A 25,927-nucleotide genomic window follows, 5' to 3' on the forward strand; every position below is an offset into this window, starting at 1 on the left:
ACCTCTCTACTGGTGCTGCGGACCGTGGCCCGCGGCCATCGATCGGCCGGCGGCGGGACGCGGGGAGCGGACGTTGGCCGCGGAGAGGTAGAGCGCGCTCTTCAGCTGAAAGGGCGTCATCCGCGGTTGCTCGGAGAGAATCCGGGCGCAGAGCCCGGCGATGAAGGGGGTGGCGAAGCTGTTTCCGCTGGTGCGGATGGTCCGGCCGCCCAGCCAGGCCACCTCGACGTTCTGGCCGGGGGCGAAGAACTCCACCGGCGGGCTGGGGTTGTAGAGGTGCAGGTCGAGGTCGTCCTCCTGGTGACTGCCCACCGAGACCACCGACGCGAACCGCCAGGGGAAGCTCTCCACCGGGGTGTTGTGGGCCGAGGCGACGATCACCGTGCCGTTGAAGTACGCCTCGTCGGCCAGTGCGTGCAGTTCCTCGACGAAGCGCATCCGCGTGGTGGACAGGCTCAGGTTCACCACGTCGTAGCGCTGCCGGACCGCCCAGCGCAGCCCTTCGAGCAGCACCTCGCCGGTGCCGGAGAAGCGTTCGCCGAGGACCCGGACGCTGTGCAGCTCGCAGTGCGGCGCGACCCTCCGGACGATGCCGGCACAGGCCGTGCCGTGACCGCAGGAGTCGCCGGTGTCGGTCGGGGCCACCCGGATCCCGGTGTCGTCCTTCTCGACCACCCAGGAGGAGTCCACCCGCCCGACCACGGGATGGTCCCGGTCGACGCCGGAGTCCACCACGCAGACCCGCACCCCTCGGCCGCCGGCCCCGGGCGCCGCTGCGTGGTCGAGCAGCACCGGGATGTCCTCCGGGCTCCGGCCGCGCAGGCTCCAGGTGAGGCCGGTCTGTGGCGTGGCCGTGCTCATCGTCGCTCGCTTCCCTCGGAGGCGGCCCGGATCAGCCGGGCCGCCCATCGCATACCGGGGCGGTGGCCCTTGGCGGCGAACGCCGAACGGGCCAGGGCCGCTGCCGATGCCGCCTCCGCGGCGTCACCGAGCAGCAGCTGGGTGTGGGCCCGGTCGAGCAGGGCAGAGCCGCGCAGGACCGGGGAGTCGGTGCGGTCCGCGGCGCGCACGGCGCGGCCGGCGGCCTCCAGGGCCGGGACGCGATCGCCCCGGGCGGCTGCGATCCGGCCCTGCAGACCGTCGTGTTCGACCGCGTCCCCGCGCGGCCGTCCCGCGCCCGAGCCGACCTGCTCCAGGGCCTCCGCGGCGGCGGACCAGCGGCCGGAGTCCGCCAGGATCCTGGCGGACTCCAGGGCGATGTTGCCCAGCAGCGAGGTCGCCCCCAGCCGGCGGGCGACCACCCGGGCGGCGTCGAGCATGTCCAGGGCCCGGTCGGGACGGTCCGCCAGCACCTCCACCGCCGCCGCGAAGAGCGGGAGGAACACCTGGGCCTCCGCGTAGCCCAGTTCGTCGGCCAACCGGCCCGCCTCGGCCAGGCTCTCCCGGGCCGCGTCCGGTTCCCCGTGCAGCGCGAGCAGGACCGCGAGCGGGCAGTTCAGGGTCACCCGGACGGTGCGCCGTTCGCGCCCCTGCTCGGCCAGCAGGGTCCGGCACTGGGCCACCGCGGCGGGCACCGGTTCCGGGCCCCGCCACAGCGAGATGCCCATCGCACCGAGGGCCGCGGCCCGCTCCGGCTCGCCGTCGGCGCGGACCGCGTGGGCCAGCGCCCGGGTCAGCAAGCCCTCGGCCTCCCCGTGGCGGCCCTGTGCCTGGCGGGCCTGGGCGAGCCGCAGGCACGCACGGGCCTGACCGAGCTGGTCCCCGGCGGCCTCGAAGACCGGCAGCGCGGCCTGCGCCGCGTCCGCGGGGGACTCCCCGTCGGCGTCCACCATCGCCAGGGACAGCCGGGCGTGGGCGGTCTCGGCCGGGTCGGCAGAACCGGCCAGCACGCTCCGGAGCAGGGCGCGGCCCTCGTCGGTGCGGCCCAGGGCCAGTCTGACCTCGCCCAGCCTGCGGGTGGCGGCCGTCGTCCCGGGCTCGTCCGACCGGCCCAGGGCCAACGCGCGGGCCAGCAGGTCGGCCGCCCAGGGCAGGTCGGACCGGGCGCAGGCCTGGTCCCCCGCCCGTCCCAGCGCTTCGGCCGCCCGGACCCTCAGGTCCTCGGTCGCGGCATCGAGCATGCCGAGTTCGCTGCGGTAGCCGTGGGCGCGCTCCAGGTGGCCGCCCACCGCCGCCGGCCCGGCGACCCGGACCGAGGGCAGGGCGGCAGCCTTCTCGTGCCCCTCGGCCCGGGCCCGCTTGGACATGCAGGCGTAGGTGACCTCCTGGACCAGGCCGCTGCTGAAGCGGAACGTGACCTGGCCGGGGCGGCTGCGCCGGTCCGGCTCCACCAGTCGGCTCCGGCTGAGCCGCAGCAGGGCGTCGCGCACGCCGTCCGCCATCCGGGCCGGATCCGTGCCGCAGAGTCCGGCCAGTTCGCCGGGCACGAACTCCCGACCGATGACCGAGGCCAGGTTCAGCGCCGTGCGCTCGCCGGGTTCGAGAGCGTCGATCCGCGCCCCGAGCACGGCCTGGAGGCTCAGCGGCAGCCCGTCCGGCGCTCCGGCCGCGGCCGCCAGCAGCTGCTCCAGGTGCAGCGGATTCCCTCCGGCCCGCTCCAGCAGCCGGAGCGGCCCGGATTCCAGGTGGGCGCTGACGTCGGCCAGCTCGGCGGCCAGCAGTGACGCGTCGTCGTCCGACAGGCCGGACAGCAGCAGCGACCTGGACGGGGTGCCCGGCTGCTCCCGCCGCGGGGTCGACGGCTCGGGACGGGACAGGCACACCAGCAGCACGGCGGTCCGGCCGAGTTCGGTGACCAGCCGGTCGAGCAGGTCCAGCAGCAGCGGTCCGGCCCAGTGGAAGTCGTCGACCACCAGCACCACCGGACGCCGGGCGGCCAGCACGGCCAGGATCCGGACCAGCGCCGCGCAGGTCTCCTCCACCGAGGGGTTCGGGGTGCCGTCCAGCAGCAGCCCGACGGACAGCACCCGCAGTGCCTCGGTCACGTCCGGCTGCTCACCGGGGCCGAGCGGGTCACCCGGACCACCGGCCGCGAGCAGCGCGGTCACCGCGTCGGCCAGCGGCTGCAGGCTGCCCCGCTCGCCGTAGGGCCGACAGCGCCCGGTGCCGTGCAGGACCGGCCGGTCGGTCTGCTGCAGCCACTCCCTGAGCAGCCGGGTCTTGCCCTGTCCGGCCTCACCGTGGACCAGTACCCGCTGGACGCCCCTGCCCCGCCCGGCCTCCGCCAGGGCCTGGTCCAGTGCGGCCAGTTCGCGGCGCCGGCCGACGAAGCGGACGTCGAAGCGGCGCAGCAGCTCCGGGTCGTCCTCGCCGAGACCCAGCAGCCGGTACGCGGCCACCGGGTCGGTCTTCCCCTTCAACAGCAGCGGTCCGACCGGCTCGGCGCGCACGGCGGCCCCCACCGACAGCAGGGTGTCGGGGCCGATCAGGATCTGGCCGGCGGCGGCGTTCTGCTCCAGCCGGGCGGCGACGTTGACGGTCTCGCCGGAGACCAGTGCCTGCCGGGCGGACGCGTCCGAACCGGCCACCACCTGACCGGTGTTGACGCCGATCCGGACGTTCAGCCGGACGCCCAGGGTGAGTTGCAGCTCGGCATTGAGGGTGGCCAGGGCGTCGAGCATGTCCAGGGCTGCGGCGAGGGCGCGCCGGGCGTCGTCCTCGTGCACGGTCGGCACCCCGAACACGGCCATCACCGCGTCCCCGATGAACTTCTCCACGGTGCCGCCGTGCGCCTCTATCTGACGTCCCATCAGTTCGAAATAGCGCAAGGTGACGGTGCGCAGGGTCTCCGGGTCGAGGGTGCCGGACAGTGCGGTGGAGCCCACCAGGTCGCAGAACAGCACGGTGACCATCTTCCGGCCCTCCGTCGCCGCGGCCGCCGGGGCCGGTGCGCACGGTGTCCCGCAGGAGGGGCAGAAGCGGGCGTCCGGCGGCAGCGCGAGTCGGCAGGAGGAGCAGGGCATGGCTGGCGTCCTCGTTCCTTCGTCTCGTGGTGGGTGCTGCTCCAGCTCAGAAGAGCGCGCCGCCGGCGATGTCGCTGTGCGCCTGCACCTCGGGCCCGACCCGGTCGAGCTGACCCTTGAGGTCGATCAGGACGGTGAGCTCCTGCGGGGTGAGGGCGCTCAGGACGCCCCGTTGTTCGTCATTGAGCGCGTCCAGGGCGAAGCCGGCTGTCTCCAGGCGCGCGAGCGGGGTGTGGTCGTTCATCGGGTACCTCCGGGATGGGCGGCGAGTTGGTGGAACAGGCGGGCGACGCCGTCGGCCGTGCGCAGGGCGCTGACGGCCACCGCTGCTTCCTGGGCCGGCGTCAGGGGCAGGGCGTCGAGCAGGGCGTCCAGGGCGGCGGTGTGCCCGGCGTCGAGTTCGGCGTGATCGCGCAGGGTACGGAAGGCCTGGCCGGGCAGACCGGTCCGGTCGGCCAGCCGGTCGGCCAACCAGGGCGCCGGGGCGTTGCCTTCGAGGACCAGGACGTAGCCGAGCAGCGTGACCGGGTGGTGGTGCTCGACCCAGTAGTACTGTGCGCCGGCCAGCTCGGCGACGACCGGATCGGGCAGCCGGCTCAGCGCCGCGGCCGGATCGGCGCCGGCCGCCGCCAGGTCGGCGAGCAGCCAGTCGTCGTGGCCGCGCTCCTCGGCGGCGTGCTGCTCGAAGTACCGCCGCAGCGGCAGCGCCAGCCCGTCACCGGGCGGCAGTTCGGCGCAGCGCAGGGCGGCCCGCTCCAGCAGCGGTACCGAGGCCCGGATCAGCGCGTGCATGGCGTACAGGTACTCGACATAGCGCGAGCGCAGGCCGCTGGGCCGCCACAGCGCGGTGGTGGCGGCGCGCAGGGCCGGTCCGGCCAGGTCGAGCTTGATGCGCAGCGCGACGGAGGCGGGCGGCGGCGCGGGAGAGGCGGTCGGCGCGGAGGAGGCGGTCGGCGCGGAGGAGGCGGTCGGCGCGGTCATCAATGCCCCCCGGCGCCGGAGAGCGCCACCAGATCGGCGTACCGCGCCACGCCGTGACGCTGCATCAGCTGAACCGGGCCGACTGCCGACTGCCTCCGTGCGGCCTCCCGGTCCAGCAGCTCGCCGACCGGTCCGGAGCCCTGGCCCACGGCTCCCGCGATCACCTCGGGGTGCTCGGACAGGCTCCGGCATCCGGCGCAGTATCCGCCGGCGCAGGGCACCGCGGCATACCGGTCGTACAGATGCGCGGGTCCGACGGCTCGGACCATCCGCAGCACCGGCGAGGACAGCGAGCGGCGACGCACGGTCCCCCAGTCGTCCTCGGCGATGTGCCCCAGCAGCAGGTGCGCGGGCGCCGGCCTGCGGTCCACGGTCTGCTGGTTGCAGCAGGCCAGCACCGCGCCGTCGAAGGCGACCACCGGCCAGGCCGCCATCGCGCAGGGCAGCACGCCGCCTCCGTCCGGGCGGTGCGTGCTGGCGGCGGCGGCCCAGGCAGCCGCCCTGCCCACCGGGCGGACCTCGTTGACCAGCATCGGCACCCGGTCGGCGAACTCCCGCCTGATCGCGGCGGTCAGGTCCGCGAGATAGGGGTCGTCCGGCCCGGTGCCGGCGAGATGGAAGCTGACCGCGGTCCCCGAGTCGAGTACCTGCCGAACCGCCCGGAAGACGTCGGCGCGCTCCACCTCCCGCTCGTGGAAGGCGTCCAGGCTCGCCGAGAAGTGGTCGACCGAGCTGATCGCCGCCATGATCCGCGGCGGTACCGGGCCGCCCTTGGCGAAGAACATCCCGCTCAGCAGCGCGCTGCGGGCGCCGGCCGCCCGGATCCGGGTGGCGAGTTGCTGCACCAGGGCGGGCAGCAGCAGCGGCTCCCCGCCCGTGAGCATCACCACCTCCGGCCGCTCCTCCGCGGTGAACGAGTCCACGAACTCCAGCAGTTGACCGGCGTTGGGCTCCTCGCCGGTCATCGTGGACGAGGTCGAGCAGTGCGCGCAGCTGAGCGGGCAGCGGCGGGTGAGGGTGAGCAGGAGACCGGCGCAGGGGACGGGCCGCAATCCGATGAACTCGGCCAGCTCCATGGATCCCCCAGTGGTTCAGTGATCGTGCCGCTGAGCGGCGACTGCAACGTCCCCAGTGTCGGGGGGCCGCGTATGGTTTCGGTTTGCTGAAAGCTTGCGGGTGGTATGCCCCTCCCCCGGTCGGGAGTCAGCGGCAGGCGTCCGCAGCGGACATGCTGCCGATCTACCGATTGCGAACCGGTTGTCGACCGGTACCGAACCCGGGCCGTCGAGACTGTTCCCGATCTGGACGACACGGTTCCAGCATGTCCGCCTCCTCCCATGGGAGTAATCCATGCCCGAGAAGCTCCTCGACACCGAGGTCATCTGCGGCGTCCTCCACCAGGACACCGCCAACTCCGACGACGCCCCCGCCGACATCGCCGAGCTGCACAAGGCCGCTTCCATCTGGTGCGCCGTCTACATCCCGCCCTCGATCTAGGCTCCGCAACCGACCCTGACACGGGTGAGGGCCTTCTGGGTCGGTGGGGATGGTGACATCCGCACCGGCGCTCAGAAGGCCCTCTGTCGGTAAGCCCCCTAGACGGAGACCGGGTCCGGTTCGGCTTCCGCTTCGGCGCCGGTCCCGGTTCGACCGCTCCCGTGGGGCAGGGCGAGGAACGCGTATCCGGCCGCGAGCACGATCAGCAGACCGGACACGGAGAAGACGGTGTCGACCGGTCCGACGTGCAGTCCGCCGAGATCCGCGTGGAAGTCCTGGAGCAGGGTGCTGGCCAGCCATCCGGCGGCGATGACCGAGAACGTCGAGGCGAGCTGGTTCACCGGGTTGAAGACGGCCATCGTCCGTCCCAGGTACTCCTGCGGTGTGGCCTGCAGCAGCAGCGGACCCAGCGCGGTGTTCACCATGGCGACCGGGATCGAGCACGCCGTGAGCAGGACGAGACCGCTCCAGAAGTGTGTCTGCCGGGAGTAGCCGACGAACAGCATCCCGGTGAGGAGCAGCGCGAGCCAGATGGTGGCACGGGCGCCGAGCCGCTGGACGACACGTCCGGACCACAGCGATCCGGCGATGGCACCGACCCCGAAGGCCGTCGACATGAACCCGAAGAGGTTCGGCGCGGTGCGCAGGTTCTCGGTGACGAAGAAGACGTCCAGCGCGTTCATGGCACCGGTGCCGCACTGGACGATCACGGCGACGGTCAACAGGGCGACGAGGATGCGGTTCCCGGCGAAGAAGCGCAGACCCTCGACGAACTCCCGCCCCAGGCTCCTGCGTTCGGGCCCGGCCGGCTCCGTCCGCGCCAGTTCCGAGATATCCGTGCGCATCGAGCGGATCACCAGGTAGGAGAACAGATACGAAGCGGCGTTGATCAGCAGGGCCCACTGCAGGCCGAAGACGAAGAGCAGCGGCGCCCCGAGCGGCGGTCCGATGATCGCCGCGGTCGCCATGGTCGCCTGCCCGATGCCGGCCGCCCTGGTCCGGTCCACCTCCCCGGTGATGATCTCGCTGAGGATCGCGAAGCGGGCCGGACCGAAGAACTGGCCGGTGGCCTCGACCGCGAAGACGACCGTGTACACCAGGCCGAGCCACCCGTAGGCGGGCAGGGCGCTCACCGGCAGGAGGGCGACGATCGCCAGCGCGCCCACGAGGACCGCACGGATCACCTCCGAGCGCAGCATCGTCCGGTACCGGTCCCAGCGGTCCACGAAGACACCGGCGACCGGGCCGACCAGCAGCACGGCTGCTCCCATGGAGAGCATGACTCCGCTCACTGCGGCCGGCGCCCAAACCTTGTCCTTGCCGAGGACCGTGGCGATCCACAGCACCAGGGTCGTGTCGAAGACGTAGTTGCCGACGGTCGAAACGGCCTGACCGCACCACAGCCGGGCGTATTCGCGGTTGATGAGCCTTGTGCTTGTTCGCTGCATGATCCAGAGTCCTCGCGCGTGTTCAACCGGAGTGCGGCGACGCTAGGGCGGCGGAGTTCGGTAGCGGTCCACAGCCGGCATGGAAACGGTATGCCGATCCCCGGCCGCACCGCCGCTGGGTGCCGTCCCGCCTCAACAGCCGCCCTGGGCTGCAGATTTACCGGTTACGAAGCACTTGTCGACCGGTACCGAACCCCGGCGGTCGAGACTGCTCCCGTATCAGCGAAGGGTGTCTCTCCAGGACGTCCGAACCCAACCATTGGAGCAACCCATGTCCGAGAAGTTCAAGGGCAACCAGGTCATCTGCGGCGTCTTCGACAAGGAGCTCAACAACTCCGACGACGTCATCGCCCACACCGCCGAGAAGTTCACCGGCACCGAGGTCATCTGCGGCGTCTTCGACAAGGACCTCGCCAACTCCGACGACGTCATCGCCCACAGCTCCGAGAAGTTCACCGGCACCGAGGTCATCTGCGGCGTCTTCGACAAGGACCTCGCCAACTCGGACGAGGTCGTCGCCCACAGCTCGGAGAAGTTCACCGGCTCCGAGTACATCTGCGACCTCTACACCAAGGACCTGTTCTGATCGTCCGCCCCGCCCCCTCACCGCTGGAGGAACACATGCCCGTCCTGACTGACATGTTCGAGGACACCGAGGTCATCTGCGGCGTCGTCGACAGGGAGCTCGACAACTCCGACGACCTGCCGGCCTACGGCGTGGAGCTGCACGAGACCGCCGCCACCTGTATGTGCACCATCTACGACCCCACCCTGACCTGACCGACACGTTCGAGCCGGTCGGACTCCTGCCACTGGAGGAACACATGTCCTACCTGTCCGAGAAGTTCGAGGCCACTGAGGTCATCTGCGGCGTCTTCGACAAGGACCTCGCCAACTCCGACGACGTCCTCGCCCACACCGCCGAGATCCACGAGTCCGCCGACCTGGTGTGCAGCGTCTACACCCAGGACCTGGACTGACCGCTCTTCCCCAAACTGCTGGAGGAACACGTGTCTGTCCCGACCGAGAAGGACGATGTCCTCGCCCACGGCGCCGAGGCGTTCGAGGCCACCGAGGTGATCTGCGGCGTCTTCGACAAGGACCGCGCCGACTCCGACGACGTCCTCGCCCACACCGCCGAGCTGCATGAGGCCCCCACCTACGGGTGCCCCCTCTATGTCTCGGACCTGGCCTAGCCGTTCGCCTCCCGCAGTCCGCGGTCGGACCCGAGGCGTTCACCCGCTCCGGGTCCGACCGCGCCCCCGCGTTCCCGCGTCCCCCGGAGACTTCCCATCCGCCCCGTCACAGGAAGTACAGGCCAACCGTGAAGATCATCGAAGGCAAGTCCGGCGTCTGGCACATGGGCCCGGGCGGGACCCTGCTCCTCCCGAAGCGCTACTACGAGGACGGACAGCTGACCGCCGAGGGGGCCTGCGAGCTGGAGCGCGCGGACATCGCGCAACGTGGGCCGACGGACCGCTACAACCTGACCGTGGTCACCTCCACCGCCTGCAACCTGGGCTGCCCCTACTGCTTCCAGAACACCGACGCGGCCGCGCCCGGGCGGTTCGACCCGCCCCGGATCGACAAGCAGGTGCTCGACGGACCCACCATCGACCGCATCGTCGACTTCACCCGGCCGCGGATGGAGCAGGCCGGGGCCACCCGGCTGTTCGTCCTGCTGTTCGGCGGCGAGCCGCTGCTCAATCCCTGGGCCTGCCGTGAACTCCTGGTCCGGCTGCGAGCGCTGGGCCCGGTGACGGCCTCGATGGTGACCAACGGAGTGCTGCTGACGGCCCGTAAGGCCAAGCGGCTGGAGTCGGCCGGCCTGCGCTCCGTGCAGATCACCCTGGACGGCCCCAGGGAACTGCACGACGGACTGCGCGCGACCCGGTCCGGCCGGGGCACCTTCGACGCCATCCTGGACAACCTGGCCGCCGTCCAGGAGGCCACCGCGCTGCGGCTCACGCTGCGTCTCAACACCACGTCCGAGGGCCTGCCGCTGCTGGAGGACCTGATCCGCGACCTGTCCGGCCGACTGGACCCGACCCGCTGCAGTCTGGACGTCGCCCCGGTGCTCAACTACGCGGGCATGTTCGACAACGTCCTGGACCGTTCCGGCGGCGAGGTCGAGACCATCCTGCGGGCGTACGCGGCCGCGCTGGAGAGCGGCTTCGAGGTCGGCTGGCCCGGCGGCGGCGAGTGCGGCTTCTGCGGCGAGCAGGACGGTGTCTCCGGCGCGGTCATCAACGCCGACGGAACGCTCTACAGCTGCTGGGAGACCATCGGGAAGCCCGACTACGAGGTCGGCACCATCGACGACGGCTACAGCGACTACCCGCAGGAGCGCTGGGTCAGCTGCGGCGAGTTCTCCAAGAAGACGGCGACCGAGGCGGCCTCGAAGGCCTTCGACGACGCGCTCTCGGTGGGGCTGCTGGAAATGCTGCGCCAACGCCGCCGGGCCCTGGAGTCGGCGAGTTGAGGGCGCTGCTCTGCCCGTTGACCAGCCCGGGCTACCTCTACCCGGCCACGGCCCTGGCCCTGGAGCTGCACCGGCGCGGCCACGAGGTCACCCTGCTCTCCGCGGCCGGTGCCGCGACCGCCGCGCGCGCCGACGGCCTGGACGTCCACGACGTTGACGCCCTGCCGGAGCCCGGCGCCTTCGAGGTGAGCCGGTGGTTCCGGAGCAGCGCGGCGCAGTATCGGGCGGTGCTGGAGCTCGCCCGGGCCCGGCGGCCCGACGTGCTGGTCACCTCGGTCCTGTGCCCGGGAGCCCTGTTGGCCGCCGAGACGCTGGACCTCCCCGTGGTGGTCCTCGGCCTGACCTGCCACCTCTGGACCTTCGACGCCCCGCACACGGCCGACGGGGCCGACGACGCCGATCGCGGCTGGCGGCTCGAACAGAGCCTGGCAATGCTGGACACCGCCCGCCAGGAGGTCGGCCTCCCCGCCCGCGCTCCGGCCGCCGGAATGCTCCCGCTGCTCGGCCAGGCCTTCCTGCTCCGTGGCCACCCCGACCTGGAGCCGCAGGGAGCCCTGCTCCCCGAACAGGTACGCCACGTCGGCCCGCTGTGGTGGGAGCCGCCGGCCGACCCCGGGCGACTGGAACAGGCCGAGGAGTTCCTCGCCCGCTCGGACCGGCCGCTCGCCTATGTGCACCTGGGCCGGACCTTCGGCGGCACGACCCTGTGGCCGTGGATCGACGCGGCCTTCACCGGCACCGGTCACCGGGCCGTGGTCGAACTCGGGCGCACCGAGGAACACCGGTCCGCCCCCGGGGCCGACGTGCTGACGGTCCGTCTGCCATGGATGTCCGCCCTGCTCGACCGGGCCGACCTGGTCGTCGCCAACGGGACCAGCGCCCCGGTCCTCGGGGCGCTGCTGCACGACCGCCCGCTGCTGCTCCGCCCCAACGGGGGCGAGCAGCGGGTCATCGCCTCCGCCGCGCTGCGCGCCGGCGTCGCCGCCGAACTGCCCGTCTCCGCCGCGGACCTGGCGCACCCGGCCGGTCCGGTCGGCGAGACGCTGGCCGACCCGGTGCTCCGGTCCCGGGTCCGCCGGCTGGGTGAGGCGCTGCGGCAGACCAAGAGCGCGGCGCTGGCCGCGCAGGCCGTCGAGGAAGCCTGCCGCTGAACCGCTGATCCGTCCCGTCCCCGCTGCAACCGACCGCCCGACAGGAGTCCCCGTGACCACGCTCTCCACCGACCACGCGGCCGTCGCCTACGACGCCACCGCCCCTTTCTACGACGCGCTCACCCAGCAGGACGACTACACGGTCTTCGGCGACCTGCTGGAGCAGCTGATCAAGCAGGCCCGACCGCCCGGCGACCGGCTGTTGGACGCCGGCTGCGGCACCGGGCGCAGCACCATCGCCTTCGCCAAGCGCGGCTTCCACCCCACCGGGACGGACATCAGCCCGGCCATGATCGAGATCGCCCGGTCCACCCACGCGGACTCCGGGATCGACTTCCACGTGCACGACATCCGACTGCCCTTCCCGCACGGCGGCCCGTACGACGTCGTCCTGTGCATGAGCGACATCGCCAACTACCTGGCCGACCCGGAGCACCTGGCCGAGGCCCTGGCCAGTCTCGGCTCGGTGATGAACCCGGGCGGCGTCCTGGTCTTCGACGCCAACACCCGGCGCGGGTACCGGCTGATGCACGAGCCGCACGTCTTCGAGTCGGAGGGCCTGTATGTCACCCTCCAGGGCCGGTTCCTGCCGGAGGAGGGCGACCCGGAGCGCTTCAAGCTGGTCATGAACGCCTTCCGGCAGTCCCCCGAGGACCCGGAGTCCTGGACCCGCGAGAGCATCGACCACCTCCAGCGGCACCACTCGGTCGAGGAGTTCACCGCGTTCCTGGACGCGGCCGGCCTCGACCTGGTGGCAGCGCACGGGCTGGAGCGCAACGGCAGCCTCGCCGACTCGGTCGACGAGGACGTCCACACCAAGGGGCTGTACGTCGCAGTACGCCGCTCCGACAGCTGACCGGGCCGGGGGCAGCCGTGATCAGCAGGAGCTTCACCCTGATCTGGGTGAGCCAGGCGCTGTCCGACATGGCGAGCGAGATGACCTCGCTCGCCCTGCCGCTCGCCGTGCTGGCGGCCACCCGGTCGCCCGTGGACGCGGCCATGGTCGCCACCGCCGTGGGGATCGCCCAGCTGATCGCCAAGCTGCCCAGCGGGCTCGTCGCCGACACCGTCAACCGCAAGACGCTGCTGCTGCTGTGCGACGCCGGACGGGCCGTGATCGCGCTGCTGCTCGCCCTCGCCCTGGCCGTCGGGCAGCTGACCACCATCGTGGCGGTGGCGGCCGCGGCGGCCACGGCGGTGGTCTCCACCCTCTTCTCCGCCGGAGAGACCGGGGTGATCCGCCAGGCGGTGCCGGTCGCACAGCGGCGCCAGGCGATCACCCGCACCATCGTCCGCACCAACATCGCCATCGCGGTCGGCCCCCCGCTGGGCGGCCTGCTGCTCACTCTGGGCGCACCGATCGCGTTCCTGGTGGACAGCGCCTCCTACCTGCTGTCGCTGCTGCTGCTGTCCCGCGTCGTCTACCAGCACCTCCCGCGCCCCGCGGAGTCGGGCGGGGGCGGGGCCGGCGCGCTGCGGCACACCACCGGCGAGCTCACCCGCGGCTTCGAGTGGGTGTTCAAGCAGCGCCCGCTGCTGTTCCTGGTGGCCTTCGTCGCCTACCTCAACCTGCTCGGTCGTTCCGTCGAACTGCTCGCCGCCATCGGCGCCTCGGACCTGGGGCGGCATCCGGTGTCGGCCGGCTGGGTGCTGACCGCGGCCGGCTGCGGCGGGATCGCCGGGGGCGTCTGCACCGGATGGATCCTGCGCCGGTTCCGACCGGTGACGGTGCTCGGCGGAATCGGTGCCGTGTGGCTGGTGCTGACACCGCTGACGGGGCTGGGACACACCCTGCTCACCGTGGCGGCCGTGGGCGTCATCGTGTTCTTCCTGCCGCCGATCGGCTCGCTGGTGTCGCTCCAGGTCGGCCTGGACGCACCGGCCCACCTGCTCGGCCGGATCTCGGCCGCGGTGGCACTGCTGGCCGGCAGCATCGCCTGGGCCGGGCCCGGCATCACCGGTTTCCTGATCGCCGGTCAGGGCGGGCTCACCGCCGCGATCGTGCTCGTCGCCCCGCTGCTGCTGCCACTGGGCGCACTCTGCGCGAGCCCCCGGCTGCGCACCGCCGTCAACTCCGTCCGGTCCGGCGACGATCCGGCCGAGGTCCCCGAGCTGGCGGCCAGCTCGCAGAACTGAACCGCGACCGAACCGAAGGAGGAGCACTGTGCCGGACCTCGGCCCGACCCTGCTCTACTGCGCCGCCGACACCCGCTACTACGAGCCGTCGGAACGGCTCCAAGACGAGGCGACCCGCTATCCGCTGACCGTCGCGGAGGTCCCGGCCGGCTGGCGGCGCTCGCTGCAGGGGCTCTGGACCGTGCTGCGCCCGGACCGGGCAGGGGCGGCGGAGACGGCGGAACAGGGCTGGAAGATCCACCTCGCGGCGGTCCCCGAGCTGGCTGAGCACACCCTCGACACCGCTGCCGCGGTCTGCCTCGCCCGGGGCGTCCCGTTCAAGTTCCTCCGCAGCTCCACCGCTCTGCGGCTGGTCTCGCGGAAGTACCTGCCGCGCACCGCCAGCGGGAAGTTCGTGACCGTCTACCCCTCCGACGACCTGCAGTTCACCGAGGTACTGGCGGAGCTGGTCGCGGCCCTGGACGGCCTCCCCGGGCCGGACATCCTCGGCGACCTGCGGGTCGGCCGGGGCCCGGTCCACGTCCGCTACGGGGCCTTCGTCCGGAAGACCTGCCCGGGCCCGGGCGGCAGCACGGTCCTCGCCATGAGCACCCCCTCCGGCGAGCTGGTACCGGACGTCCGTGGCTCCACGTTCCGGCTCCCCGACTGGGTACAGCTGCCGCCGGTGCTGCAGCCGCACCTGGACGCGCGCAAGGCCCGACTGCAGGCGACCAGGGACGGCGACTTCCCCTACCAGGTGCTGCGGACCCTGCACATCAGCAACGCCGGCGGGGTCTACCTGGCCCGGCACCGGACCACCGAGGCCTTGGTGGTGCTGCGCGAGGCCAGACCGTACAGCGGCCTGGACCGGGACGGCACCGAGGCGATCGAGCGGTTGCACCGGGAGTACCGGACGCTGGCCCGGCTGCAGGGCCTCGGTTGCGTCCCCGAGGTGTACGGGATCGCCACGGTCAGGGACCACCACTTCCTGATCGAGGAGTACCTGGAGGGCGAGCGGCTGGACGACGCGGTACGGGCGCGCGGTCCGCAGCCCGGCCGGGACTGCTCCGAACAGGCCCTGGACGCCTACGCGCGCTGGGTGCAGACCGTCGTCGACGGCCTGGCGGCGGCCCTGGACTCGGTCCACAGCCGTGGCCTGTGCTTCCGCGACCTGCACCCGGGCAATGTGCTGCTGCGCCCGGACGGGACGGTGGCGCTGGTGGACTTCGAGTACGCCGTCCCGCTCACCGAGGAGGACCTGCCACGCGTGGGGGCCGGCGGCTTCGCCGCGCCGCCGGGCGGCACCGGCCTCCAGGCCGACCAGTACGGCCTGTGGGCGACCTGGCTGTGGCTGCTGTTGCCGCTGAACCCGATGGTGGACCACGACCCGGCCAAGGCCGAGCAGTTGGAGGCCGCCGCCAGGGAGCGGTTCCGGCTCCCGCCGGGAGCGGGTCCGCGCCGGCCGCCGGCACCCGGCGGGACCGAGCCGCCGCGACCGCCGGAGGAGCTCTTCGTCGGCGGCGCGTCCGACTGGCCGTCCGTCAGGGACCGGCTGGTCGCCGGGATCCACGCCACCGCGACCCCCGAGCGCGAGGACCGGCTCTTCGCCGCCGAGTGGGCCGTCTTCGGCGCCGGCGGCCACACCCTCGACCACGGCGCGGCGGGCGTCCTGCTGGCGCTGCACCGGGCGGGCGTCCCGGTCCCGGCCGAGTACACCGACTGGCTGCTCGCCTCGGGCCGCCGGGCCGGCCCGGCGCAGTCGCAGGGCCTCTACCAGGGCCTGCACGGGACGGCAGCGGTGCTGGACGAGCTCGGCTGCCCGGACGGGCGGGACGAACTGCTCGCCCGGACCCGCTCGGCCGACCGCCCGCCCTTCGCCGGGCTGGCCCGCGGACAGGCCGGAGTCGCGCTGAACCTGGCCCGTCTGGCCCTGCGCACCGGCGACGGCGGTCTGCTCGCCGAGGCCGAGCAGGCCGCCGATCGGCTGGAGGCGCTGCTGGGCGAGGGTCCCGGTCCCCGGCTGCTGCTGCCCGCCGCCGCCGGACTGCTCCACGGCCTGAGCGGCTCGGCCCTGCTCCAGCTGAGGCTGTACCGGATCACCGGGGAGCAGCGACGGCTCACGGCGGCCCGGGCCGCCCTGGCCTGGGAGCTGGAGCACTGCGCCGGCCCCCGGCTGCCCTACCTGGACGGCGGCGGCGGGGTGGCGCTGGTGGCCCGGGAGTACCTGGAACACCGCGACGATCCCGAGCTCTCCGCCTTCCTGGCGACCGTCCGCGGCTGCTGCGCGGACGACGTCCCGCTCGAACCCGGGCTCTTCGGCGGGCGGGCCGGGCAGATCGCCGTGCTGGCCCGACTCGGCGGAACGGACGCCGAGAACCAGGTGCTGACCTCGGTTCGCCGGCTCGCCTGGCACGCGGTCCCCGACCAGCAGGGGCTGTTCTTCCCCGGGGCCGGACTGCGCCGCCTCTCCGCCGACCTCGCCACCGGCGCGGCCGGCATCCTGCTCGCCCTGCACACGGTCTTCGAGGCCAAGGGCGACCTGCTGGCCGTGCTCCCCACCGGCTGACCGGCACCGGCGGGGCAGCCACCGGGGCGGCCAAGCCGTTTCCATACCGGCGCTTGACCGCCGCCGAACCCCCGCCGGTTAGCGTCCCCCTGCCGAACCGGTACTCACGGTCCGCTCCACTCCCGCCACGAAGCAAGGGGATCACCATGGCTGAGAACATCGAGCCCGTCACCGCCGAGACCGAGGTCCAGGGCTCCGTCCTGGACCTGCAGGGTCTCGGCAAGGACATGGACAAGTCCGAGATGTCCTGCATCAGTTTCGTCAGCTCCTTCGACATGTCCACCAGGAAGTAACCGCCCGCCATGGGTCCGCGGGACGGAGTGGGCCTGAGCGGCATCCGGGACTTCCGGCTGCTCTGGATCAGCGGACTGCTGGCCTCCCTGGGTTCGCAGATGTCCGCGATCGCGCTGCCCCTCCTGGTCCTGCACCGGACCGGCTCCCCGGTGGAGGCCGGTGCGGTGGGCAGTGTCTCGATCGGTGCCGTGCTGATCGCCATGCTGCCCGGAGGCGCCCTGGCCGACACCGTCGAGCGGCGGCGGCTGATGCGGATCTGCGACCTGGGAAGCACGCTCGTCGTCGGGACACTGGCGGTCTGCGTCTTCCTGGGCCGCACCCCGATGCTCCTGGTACTGCCGGTGGCGGCCGTCGGGGCCGTGATGAACACCGTGTACGGGCCGGCCGCTCTCGGCCTGCTGCGCGCGATGGTGCCGGCCGAACTGCTCGGCCGCGCGACCTCCCGCCTGCAGGCCAGGGGCGCCGCCACCCGCCTGGTCGGCCCGATCGGCGGAGGAGCCCTCTACGCGCTGCACCCGGCGCTCCCGTTCGCCGCCGAGGCTGTCGGCCTGCTGCTGTCCACCGGCTGCCTCACCCTGGTCCGGACCCGCTCGGCACCGAACCGGGGGACGCGTTCCGCCTTCTCCCGAAAGGAGTTCGCGGCCGGCGTCGGCTTCATCCTGGGCCGGCCGTACCTGCGCACCGTGCTGCTGGTCTTCGGGCTGGGGCTGAACGCGGCGTTCAGCGCCATGATGTTCGTGGCGCTGGCCACGGCCTCCCACGGCGGCAGTTCCGGGATCGGGGGCGGCACCATCGTCTCGCTCATCGCCGTCGGCTCACTGACCGGATCGCTGCTGGCCGGGAAGGTGCCGGCGGAGCTGCGCCCCGGAACCATGATCGCTGCCACCTGTTGGGCCTGTACCGGGACCGCCCTGCTGCTGCCGATCAGTCAGAGTCCGCTGTACGTGGGCGCGTTGTGTTCCCTCACCATCGCCACTGCGTCCATGGGGAGCGTCGGCTTCGCGACCTCCGTCCTGGTGGCCACCCCGGAACACCTGGTCGGGCGGGTGCAGAGCGCCGCCGGCTTCGTCTCCTCGCTGATCCAGCCGCTCGGCCCGCTTGCGGGCGGTGCACTGCTCACCGTCTGGGGAGCGGACACGGCGTACCTCGTGCTGGGAGGGGTGTTCCTGGTGTGCGCCGCGCTGGTGTCGTGGGCCCCGTCCGTCCGCAGCGAACCCGCACCGGTCACGACCGAACGGGCTCCGGCCCACCGTGAACCCGTGAACCCGTGAACCCCTGACCGAGGAGAGACTCGTGGCCGACCCCCGCGAAGCGCTGGTCTACGGCACCGCCGACCCCCTGTACTTCGAGACGCCCGGCCGGCTGGCTGATGAGGCCACCTGCTTCGCACTGGCGACGGGAGAAGTCCCGACAGGCTGGCGCCGGTCGGTGAAGGGACTCTGGGCCAACCTGACCCCGGACCACGCCCCGCCCGTCGAGCAGGGCTGGAAGATCCACCTCTCCGCCACACCGCACACGGCCGACGCGACCCTGGAGCGCGCGGCCGCCCTGTGCACGGCCCGGGGAGTCCCGTTCAAGTTCCTGCGCAGCAGTCAGGCACTGCTGCTGATGGGGAACAAGAACATGCCGCGGGGCAGCAGCGGGAAGTTCGTCACCGTGTATCCGGCGGGCGAGGCCGGACTGGAGCAGGTGCTGGGTGAACTGGTCGCCGCTCTGGACGGGCTGCCGGGCCCGTACATCCTCAGTGACCTGCGCATCGGCCGCGGACCCGTGCACGTGCGCTACGGAGCGTTCATCGCTCTGCAGTGTCCGGACGAGAACGGCATCCCCGTCCCCGCGCTGCGCGACCCGTCCGGGAGACTCGTCCCCGACGTCCGGGCACCGGTCTTCCACCTGCCCGAGTGGGTACCGCTGCCGCCCGTCCTGGAACCGCACGCCGCCGCCCGGCGGGAGGCTCGCGACGACAGCTTCCCCTACCTGGTCCGCGAGCCCCTGCACTTCTCCAACGCGGGCGGCATCTACCGAGCCGAGCACAGCACCACCGGACAGCAGGTCGTCCTGCGCGAGGCACGGCCGTTCAGCGGCCTCGACGGCGCCCGCGCCGACGCGGTGGAGCGGCTGCACAACGAGTACCGCGCACTCATGACACTCCAGGGACTGGACTGCGTACCCCGCCTGTACGGGATGCGCACCGTCTGGGAGCACCACTTCCTGATCGAGGAGTACATCGAAGGGCCGACGCTCCTGGAGTCGGTGATCGGCCGCATGCCGCTCCCCGGCCGGGACACCTCCGAAGCGGCCTTCCGCGCGTACGCGGGCTGGGTGGCGACCGTGACGGACAGCCTGGCGGCGGCTCTGAGCGCGTTCCACGCCCGCGGTGTGTGCTTCCGGGACGTGCACCCCCGCAACATCATCGTGCGCCCCGACGACTCGGTGGTGCTGGTGGACTTCGAGTACGCCACCGATGTCGACGCACGCGACCTCGCGCGGGTCGGCGCGGCCGGCTTCACCGCCCCGGCCGGGGCGACGGGGGTCGAGGCCGACCAGTACGGCCTCTGGGCGACCTGGCTGTTCATGCTGACGATGCTGACCGAGATGATCGACCTCGATCCGGGCAAGGCCGCACTGCTCGAAGCGACGGCCCGGGAACGCTTCCGGCTGCCCGCCACCGAGGGCCCGCGCAGGCCGGTGATCAGCGGCTCCGCGGCGGCCCCCGGCGCGACCGGCGCGCCCGAGGACCTCTTCGACCGGATGCCCTTCGACTGGCCCGCGGTGCGCGACCAACTGGTCGCGGGCATCCACGCCCGGGCGACCCCGGAACGCACCGACCGGTTGTTCCCGGCCCACTGGTCGGTGTTTGACACCGGCGGCCACACCCTCGCGCACGGCGCGGCTGGCGTGCTGCTGGCGCTGCACCGGGCGGGCGCGGCGGTCCCGACGGAGTACGTCGACTGGCTGGCGGACTCGGCTCTGCGCGCCCGCCCCCAGCAGGGCTACGGACTGTACGACGGACTGCACGGCACCGCCGCGGTGCTCGACGAACTCGGCCGCCACGAAGAGGCCCTGGATGTGCTCGCACGGGCCCGTACCGTCGGCGACCCGCTGCGCGCGGGCCTGCACGGCGGACAGGCCGGCGTCGCACTCAACCTCTGCCACTTCGCCCACCGCACCGGCGACGCGACCCTGCTCGACGAAGCCGTGCGCACCGCGGAGCGACTGGACACCCTGGTGCGCACGGGGGCCCGGGACGGCCTGCGGCTGCCGGCCACGGCCGGACTGCTGGAGGGTCTGAGCGGTGCGGCGCTGCTCCAGCTGCGGCTGCACCGCATCACCGGGGAGCAGCGGTATCTGACGGCCGCCCGGACCGCCTTGCACTGGGACCTCGGACACTGCGTCACCCTGCCCGACGGCACGGTCTGGGCGAAGTACGGCCACCGCCACCTCCCCTACCTGGACACGGGCAGCGCCGGAATCGCGCTGGTGGCCCGGGAGTACCTGGCCCACGCCGACGACCCCGCGCTGAGCGCGTTCACGGCCTGCGCCCCTGCGGTCTGCACCTCCGAACTCGTCCGCGAGCCGGGCCTGTTCGGAGGGCGGGCCGGACTCATCGCGGTCCTGGGCCTGCTCGGCGACCCCGATCAGGACGACCGGGTGCTCGCACCGATCCGCAGGCTCTCCTGGCACGCGGTGCGGAGGCAGGACGGCCTGGTCTTCCCCGGCGCCGGCCTGACCCGGCTCTCGACGGATCTCGCCACCGGCTCGGCGGGGGTCCTGCTCGCCCTGCACACCGCCTTGGAGGGCAAGGGTCGTCTGGACGCCCTGCTCCCGGTCGGCACCGGCTGAGGTACCACGGGGTGTAGGGATTCCCCCGATGCTAGGGGCCACCGCCTTGGGCAGAGTTGCTCCCAGCGATGGCCCATCGGCTTCCTCCCGGAACAGCGAAAGGCACTGCGGTGACTGACCTGTCGGATCCCGAACACTGTCCGGGGACCCTTCGCTTCTCCGTCCTGGGCCCGCTGTCCGTCGAGGCCGACGGACGCCCGCTCGAACTCGGGCCGCTCAAGCAACGGCTGGTCCTGGCCATGCTGCTGTGCTGTCCCGGCACGGTGGTCTCGGTCGACATGCTGACCATGGCGGTGTGGTCCGACGAACCTCCGCGGACCGCGCGCAAGAACCTGCAGGTGTACGTATCCGCACTGCGCAGGACGCTGGCCGAGTCCGGCACCGGGGCCGAGGGCCGGCTGCTCCGCAGGTCCGGCGGCTACCTGCTGCGTCCCGCCGAGGCGGAGCTGGACTCGTTGCGGTTCGACCGGCTGGTCCGCGCCGGCCGTGCGGCGGCCTCGGCGGGCGACTTCCCGCGTGCCGCCCATCTCATGGGGCAGGCAAGGCAGTTGTGGACCGGTCCCCCGCTGATGGAGCTGGCCTGCTCGGAGCCGGTCCGGGAGGCGGCGGAGCGCATCACGGCCCGGTACCTGGCCGTCAGCGAGGACTGGGCCGAGGCCGCGCTGGCGGCGGGTCAGGTCGCCGACGTCGCCGAGGCCACCGGTGACCTGGTGGAGGCGCACCCGCTTCGGGAACGCCTGCGCGCCGCGCACATGACGGCCCTGCACCGCTCGGGGCGCCGGGCCGAGGCCCTGGCCGCGTACGACGAACTGCGCCAGCACCTCTCGCGCGAGCTGGGCCTCTCGCCGAGCCCGGCGCTGGAGTCCGTGTACCGCTCGATCCTCGCCGACGAGGTCGGCTACTTCACCGGACCGGCGTCCGCCGGTGCAGGCGGACAGCGCCGCGCACCGGTGGTACTGCCGCCCGACGTCCGGGACTTCACCGGACGCGAGAGTCAGCTGCGGGAGCTGACGGAGCGGGCCACCGATGGCAATACGGTCAGTGTCGTCGTCGGGCCGGCAGGCGTGGGAAAGACCGCGCTCGCCGCGCGGGTGGCGCACCGACTGGAGCGTGAGTTCCCCGACGGTCGGATCTGGGTACGGCTCCGTGCGGACGACGGGACGCCCCGGTCGCTCGCCTCGCTGACCGCGGAGCTGCTGCAGTACGCGGGCCTGGCGGCGACGCCCGGCAGTCCGGAGCAGGCCGCCGCAGTCTGGCGGACCTGGCTGGCGGACCGGAAGGTGCTGCTGGTGCTCGACGACGCGCCCGACGAGGCAGCCGTCCGGCAGCTGACGCCGGGTTCCGGACCGAGCGCGGTGCTCGTCACCGCTCGGAGCCGACTCGCCGGGCTCGCCTCGGTGCACCGGATCGAGGTGCAGCCGTACTCCCCTGCCGAAGCCCTGGAACTGCTGGGCCGGATCATCGGACCGGAACGGGCGAACCGCGACGTCGCGGCCGCCGAGCGCATCGTCACGGCCTGCGGGCTGTTACCCCTGGCGGTCAGGGTGGCCGGCCTCAAGCTCGCCGTGCTGCGGCATCTGACGCTCGGTGAGTACGCGTCGCGGCTCGCCGATCCCCGGTCCGTGCTCGACGAGTTGGCGGTCGGCGACAACGACGTGCGCTCACGCGTCGCCGACGAGTGGCGGCAGCTCGGCGAGCCGGCCCGGTCCGCTCTGCTGCAGCTGGCGGCCGCGCCGTTGGCGCGGGCGTTCACCGCGCCGGAGGCCGCGACGGCCCTGGGCTGCGACCCCGTCCGCGCGCAGCGTCAGCTGGAGTCGCTGATCGAGCGCGGGGCGGTCGTCTCACCGGAGGCCGAGGTGACGGCGCACGCCACGCTGTACTCGGTGCCGCACTTCACACATCTGTACGCAAACAGCGTTTCCATACCGGCAGTTGACCACTGCCGAACTTTCACCGGCTAGCTTCTCCCTCAGCAGGACCGGCCGTTTCCGTGTCCTGCCCACGACCTTCCCAAGACCGAGGAGATCACCATGGCTGAGACCGTCAAGCCCACCATCGGCTCCATCCTGGACCTGCAGATGCTCGAGAAGGACGTCAACGACGAGAGCACCTCGCAGACCTGGACCTGCGTCAGCTACGCCAGCAAGATGGACGAGCGGTAGATCTCCGCTCTCTTCGTCGAGCCGACGTGTCGGTGCGGGCGGCCCCATCCACAGCGGTGGGGCCGCCCGCATCTTGGTGCCAGCAGCCGGAATTGGGCACCAGGCCGTCCCTGGTGCCCAATTCCGGCTATTCACGCGGTGAGCACATTGCTGGCGTAGCTGACGCAGGTCCAGGTCTGTGTGCTGCTCTCGTCGTTGACGTCCTTCTCGAGGATCTGCAGGTTCAGGATGGAGTCGATGGTGGGCTCGATGGTCTCAGGCACGGTGATCTCCTCGATCGGAAGACGGAGCTGACGGGGTGACAGGTCCGGCTGGAGGAGAGGCTATCCAGCGAAAGTTCGGTGCTGGTCAACTACCGGTACGGAAACGCTTTCTTCCCAGTCCACCGGGGGACGCCGTTCAGGCGCATCGGTCACTTCCAGCGTGATACACAGGCTGTGCGTCGGCGGGGGTGTGCCGGCTGGGAGAGAGGGAGTTCCTTGCTTCTCGAAGATCCGGCATGGGAGAACAGCGCCGAGTTGGTCGGCAGACCCGCGGAGCTCCACTGCCTCTCCGAGCTGGTGCGACGCATGAGTACCGGTCGGGGCGGAGTGCTGGAGATCACCGGCGAGCCGGGGATCGGCAAGACCAGCCTGCTCGGACAGCTGGCCCAGCAGGCGGTCGCCGCCGGGGCACGGGTGCTACGGGTCCACGCAGTGCACGGTACGACGGAACACGGCCAGGCCGTCGGCGAACTGCTGGCCGCCCTGGAGGGCCGGCGCCCCGCGGCGTCGCACACCGGTCCACCGGTGGAACCCGACCTCCGCAGCCTCCTGGGCAGTTGGGCCGCCGACCAGGGCGGCGTGCTGCTGCTCGACGACGTCCACCTGTGCGACGAGCAGTCCGCCAGGGCGGTCGCGCAGCTGCTGCGCAGACCCCCGTCGGGCCCCTTCGCAATGGCCCTGGCCCACCGTCCCAGGCAGACCGGCGCCCTGCTGACGGACGCACTGGAGCGCGGCGCCGAGACCGGTGACGTCATCCGGCTGACTCCGTCGCCCCTGGACACCCAGGCCACGTCCACCCTGCTCGGCCTCTGGCGGGCCAGGACCAACACCCCCTTCCCGGGCACGGCACCCCGGAACGACCTTCCCGCAGCACGGCGGCCCTCCTGGGAGCCGATGAACCAGGGGGCCTACGCCGAGCAGCTGCACGCCGCGTCCGGCGGCAATCCACGGCTGCTCCAGATCCTCGCCGCCGCGCGATGGGATCCGGACGAGTGGCCACTGAGTGCGGGCCCGGACCGCGACGGCCTGCGGCGTGCGGCGGCTCCCCTCCTCACCGAGTTCACCGCCCTCAGCACGGTCGCCGCCACTACGGCGGAGGTCGCAGCCGTCCTCGGTGATCCCTTCCTCCCGGCCGAGGTGGCCGCGATCTCCGGACTGGGGGTCGAACGAACCCTCGGCGCCTTCACCGAACTCTCCGCGGCGGACCTGATCCGTCCGCTGCCCTGGGGCGGTCGCTACGCCTTCCGGCATCCGGTACTCGGCCACGTCGTCCTGGAACACGCCTCGCCGTCGCTGCGCCTCAGCGCCCACAGCGCCGCGCTGGAGCTGCTCACGGCGCGCCGGGCCCCGGCCGTCCAGCGTGCCCGGCACGCCGAGTACCTGGTGGGTTCCGGCAGTGTCCCGGCTCTGCAGGGCCTGATCGAGGGCGCGGCGGAGGCCACCGCGCAGGCGCCCGCCACCGCCGCTCGCTGGTTGGGCCTGGCGCTGGAGCATCTGCCGACCGGGACCGGGATCAGCGCCACCCGGGCCGTGCTGGTGCTCGACTGCTGCCGCGCTCTGACCGCCGTGGGCCACCTGCGCGAGGCCCGCTCACTGGCGCACGAACTGCTGCGGCACCGGTCCGACCTGCCCGATGACCTGGCGGTGCGGGCCTACGCCGTCTGCGGTGAGGTGGAGCGCCTGCTGGGTCGCTACCAGGAGGCCGACGCGGTCGTCCACGCCGGCCTGGACCTGTTGCCCCGGCCGCTGCCGGTTCCGCTGCCGGGCCCGGCCGCCGAACTGATCACCACGCACGGGCGGGTGCAGATGTTCCGGGACGCCTACGCCCAGGCGCGTGACCTGGTGCGCGAAGCGGCCCAGGCCGCGTCCGGCGCCGATCCCATGGCTCCCTATCTACGGGCGCTGGCGGCCTTCGGCGACACCCAGCTCGGCCTGCTGCCCGAGGCCGCCCCGGAGATCACCGAGTGCGCGCGCCTGGTGGACGCCCTGCCGGACGCCACTGCCGCCTCCATGCCGGAGGTGCTGGCGATGCTCGGCTGCTCGGAGTTGTTCCACGAGCGCATCCACGACGCTTACCGGCATCTGGAGCGGGGCCTGGACGCCACGTCCGGCGGCAGCCGACGGTACCTGAGAATCAACCAGTTGGTGGCCCTGTGCCACCTCGACCAGCTGACGGGGCGTCTGGACGCGCTCGGCCGACGGGCCCGCGAGGCGGAACTGCTCGCCCGGATGATCGGGGCCGACGAAGGCGCGGGCATCGCGCTGACCCTGAGGGCGACCGGGCTCCTGTGGACGCGGCCGTGCCGGGACACGGGCCGAGTGATCGAGATCGCGGAGGAGGGGCACGCGCTCGCTCATGCCGTGCGCGGCCTGCGCGCGAACGTCACTGTCGGGCTGCTGGCCTACGTCCAGTTCTACGGCGGACATCCCGCGGACTGCCTGCGCACCCTCGCCGAGGCGGGCGGCCCGCGACTGCGCGGGTTACTGCCGCCCTGGCGGGCCTCGCTCCTGGCGCTGGCCTCCACCGCGGCGCTGCGCTGCGGTGACATCGACGCTGCCCGCAGCTGGGCCGTGGCGGCGGAGGCCACCGCCACGCAGCTGGGCCTGCCGCTGCAGCAGCAGCACGTCCGCAGGGCGCAGGCGGAGCTCCACGCCGCGGTGGGCGACCACGACGCGGCGGCCGAACTGTTCCACCAGGCCGCGGAGGCGTTCCGCCGGGCCGGACTGCCGGTCGAACACGCACTGACCCTGCTGGCCGGGGCACGCTCGGCGCACACGGCCGGCGGAAGGAGCCGGGCGCTGGAGTGGCTGGACTCGGCAGCGAAGGTCTCCCGCGGCTGCGGCGCCCGGAGGATCCTGGAGGAGGTGGCAAGGGCCCGGGCGGAGCTGACGCCGCCCCACCCCGCCGACGGATCGGTCGTGACGCTGTCGAACCTGAGCACCAACCCGGCCGTGGCCCTCCTCAGCAATCGGGAGCGCGAGATCGCCCGACTGGCCGTCATGGGCAGGAGCACCAAGGAGATCGCCGAACAGCTCTTCCTCAGCGCCAGGACGGTGGACACCCATCTCGGCAACATCTACCGCAAGCTGGGCATCCGTTCCCGTGCGGCACTGCTGCACGCCCTCAGCTCCGGTGTTGCCAATATTCCGTAGTTACGTATTA

At 72.7% G+C, this 25,927-nt stretch carries 23 protein-coding genes; 16 read left to right on the forward strand and 7 right to left on the reverse strand.

The genetic code is table 11. From position 1 onward, the window contains the following. Positions 1–6 precede the first annotated feature (6 nt). The 5 genes from IF29_RS0120715 to IF29_RS0120735 are packed head-to-tail and all read right to left on the reverse strand — an operon-like array spanning position 7 to position 6,019. Positions 7–861 (reverse strand): S8 family peptidase, encoded by an 855-nt coding sequence (locus tag IF29_RS0120715; RefSeq protein WP_030257047.1) that lies wholly within the window; start codon positions 859–861, stop codon positions 7–9. Further along, on the reverse strand, positions 858–3,962 hold the full coding sequence (locus IF29_RS48555) for an adenylate/guanylate cyclase domain-containing protein (protein ID WP_030257048.1): 3,105 nt from the start codon (positions 3,960–3,962) through the stop codon (positions 858–860). The genes IF29_RS0120715 and IF29_RS48555 overlap by 4 nt, the downstream gene beginning before the upstream one ends. A 46-nt stretch (positions 3,963–4,008) precedes the next feature. Continuing rightward, positions 4,009–4,206: an aroma-sacti cluster domain-containing protein gene (locus IF29_RS0120725; protein ID WP_030257053.1), complete on the reverse strand. Its 198-nt coding sequence runs from the start codon at positions 4,204–4,206 to the stop codon at positions 4,009–4,011. Next, positions 4,203–4,943 carry an iron-containing redox enzyme family protein gene (locus tag IF29_RS0120730; RefSeq protein ID WP_084714674.1) on the reverse strand — a complete coding sequence of 247 codons (741 nt, stop codon included), beginning with the start codon at positions 4,941–4,943 and terminating at the stop codon, positions 4,203–4,205. Before IF29_RS0120730 ends, IF29_RS0120725 begins: the two co-directional genes overlap by 4 nt. After that, on the reverse strand, positions 4,943–6,019 hold the full coding sequence (locus tag IF29_RS0120735) for a radical SAM protein (RefSeq protein WP_030257058.1): 1,077 nt from the start codon (positions 6,017–6,019) through the stop codon (positions 4,943–4,945). The genes IF29_RS0120730 and IF29_RS0120735 overlap by 1 nt, the downstream gene beginning before the upstream one ends. Positions 6,020–6,293: 274 nt before the next feature. On the opposite strand from IF29_RS0120735, the gene IF29_RS46155 reads away from it, so the two are divergent. Next, the gene (locus tag IF29_RS46155; RefSeq protein WP_157623845.1) at positions 6,294–6,440 is read left to right on the forward strand and encodes a hypothetical protein; all 147 of its coding nucleotides are present in this window, start codon (positions 6,294–6,296) and stop codon (positions 6,438–6,440) included. 98 nt (positions 6,441–6,538) lie between these two features. On the opposite strand, the gene IF29_RS0120745 is transcribed toward IF29_RS46155, so the two are convergent. Next, positions 6,539–7,888, reverse strand: a complete 1,350-nt coding sequence (locus tag IF29_RS0120745; RefSeq protein ID WP_051725573.1) for an MFS transporter — start codon at positions 7,886–7,888, stop codon at positions 6,539–6,541. Positions 7,889–8,159: 271 nt separating this feature from the next. On the opposite strand from IF29_RS0120745, the gene IF29_RS0120750 reads away from it, so the two are divergent. The 14 genes from IF29_RS0120750 (at position 8,160) to IF29_RS48560 (ending at position 22,501) form a co-directional block, all read left to right on the forward strand. Next, positions 8,160–8,474 carry a hypothetical protein gene (locus IF29_RS0120750; protein WP_030257062.1) on the forward strand — a complete coding sequence of 105 codons (315 nt, stop codon included), beginning with the start codon at positions 8,160–8,162 and terminating at the stop codon, positions 8,472–8,474. Between the two features lie 35 nt (positions 8,475–8,509). Further along, on the forward strand, positions 8,510–8,668 hold the full coding sequence (locus tag IF29_RS46160; RefSeq protein WP_157623846.1) for a hypothetical protein: 159 nt from the start codon (positions 8,510–8,512) through the stop codon (positions 8,666–8,668). A gap of 44 nt (positions 8,669–8,712) precedes the next feature. Then, the gene (locus IF29_RS46165) at positions 8,713–8,868 is read left to right on the forward strand and encodes a hypothetical protein (protein WP_157623847.1); all 156 of its coding nucleotides are present in this window, start codon (positions 8,713–8,715) and stop codon (positions 8,866–8,868) included. Positions 8,869–8,898: 30 nt separating this feature from the next. Further along, positions 8,899–9,084: a hypothetical protein gene (locus IF29_RS0120765; RefSeq protein ID WP_030257064.1), complete on the forward strand. Its 186-nt coding sequence runs from the start codon at positions 8,899–8,901 to the stop codon at positions 9,082–9,084. A 128-nt stretch (positions 9,085–9,212) separates the two neighbouring features. Continuing rightward, positions 9,213–10,370, forward strand: a complete 1,158-nt coding sequence (locus IF29_RS0120770) for a radical SAM protein (protein WP_051725574.1) — start codon at positions 9,213–9,215, stop codon at positions 10,368–10,370. Beyond that, positions 10,367–11,521: a glycosyltransferase gene (locus tag IF29_RS0120775; RefSeq protein WP_198037519.1), complete on the forward strand. Its 1,155-nt coding sequence runs from the start codon at positions 10,367–10,369 to the stop codon at positions 11,519–11,521. Before IF29_RS0120770 ends, IF29_RS0120775 begins: the two co-directional genes overlap by 4 nt. A gap of 52 nt (positions 11,522–11,573) precedes the next feature. Beyond that, on the forward strand, positions 11,574–12,377 hold the full coding sequence (locus tag IF29_RS43750; protein WP_051725576.1) for a class I SAM-dependent DNA methyltransferase: 804 nt from the start codon (positions 11,574–11,576) through the stop codon (positions 12,375–12,377). 17 nt (positions 12,378–12,394) lie between these two features. Further along, on the forward strand, positions 12,395–13,657 hold the full coding sequence (locus tag IF29_RS42220; protein ID WP_037595958.1) for an MFS transporter: 1,263 nt from the start codon (positions 12,395–12,397) through the stop codon (positions 13,655–13,657). 28 nt (positions 13,658–13,685) lie between these two features. Further along, positions 13,686–16,202 (forward strand): class III lanthionine synthetase LanKC, encoded by a 2,517-nt coding sequence (gene lanKC / locus IF29_RS0120790; RefSeq protein ID WP_030257073.1) that lies wholly within the window; start codon positions 13,686–13,688, stop codon positions 16,200–16,202. 146 nt (positions 16,203–16,348) lie between these two features. Further along, positions 16,349–16,495, forward strand: a complete 147-nt coding sequence (locus tag IF29_RS46170; protein WP_157623849.1) for a hypothetical protein — start codon at positions 16,349–16,351, stop codon at positions 16,493–16,495. A gap of 9 nt (positions 16,496–16,504) precedes the next feature. Next, positions 16,505–17,767 (forward strand): MFS transporter, encoded by a 1,263-nt coding sequence (locus IF29_RS0120800; RefSeq protein WP_051725577.1) that lies wholly within the window; start codon positions 16,505–16,507, stop codon positions 17,765–17,767. Between the two features lie 22 nt (positions 17,768–17,789). Beyond that, a complete protein-coding gene (gene lanKC, locus IF29_RS0120805) occupies positions 17,790–20,339 on the forward strand; it encodes a class III lanthionine synthetase LanKC (RefSeq protein ID WP_030257078.1) in 2,550 nt (849 codons plus the stop codon). A 110-nt stretch (positions 20,340–20,449) separates the two neighbouring features. Beyond that, positions 20,450–22,300, forward strand: coding sequence for an AfsR/SARP family transcriptional regulator (locus tag IF29_RS0120810; protein WP_051725578.1), 1,851 nt, complete (start codon positions 20,450–20,452; stop codon positions 22,298–22,300). Positions 22,301–22,369: 69 nt separating this feature from the next. Then, positions 22,370–22,501 carry a hypothetical protein gene (locus IF29_RS48560; protein ID WP_269665014.1) on the forward strand — a complete coding sequence of 44 codons (132 nt, stop codon included), beginning with the start codon at positions 22,370–22,372 and terminating at the stop codon, positions 22,499–22,501. Between the two features lie 131 nt (positions 22,502–22,632). Here the strand turns inward: IF29_RS48560 and IF29_RS48565 are convergent, their stop codons facing one another. Next, positions 22,633–22,764: a hypothetical protein gene (locus IF29_RS48565; protein ID WP_269665015.1), complete on the reverse strand. Its 132-nt coding sequence runs from the start codon at positions 22,762–22,764 to the stop codon at positions 22,633–22,635. 174 nt (positions 22,765–22,938) lie between these two features. On the opposite strand from IF29_RS48565, the gene IF29_RS0120825 reads away from it, so the two are divergent. Beyond that, positions 22,939–25,917, forward strand: coding sequence for a helix-turn-helix transcriptional regulator (locus IF29_RS0120825; RefSeq protein ID WP_269665016.1), 2,979 nt, complete (start codon positions 22,939–22,941; stop codon positions 25,915–25,917). Positions 25,918–25,927: the final 10 nt, after the last annotated feature.

The sequence above is a fragment of the Streptacidiphilus jeojiense genome, assembly GCF_000719095.1.
Lineage (GTDB): Bacteria > Actinomycetota > Actinomycetes > Streptomycetales > Streptomycetaceae > Streptacidiphilus > Streptacidiphilus jeojiensis.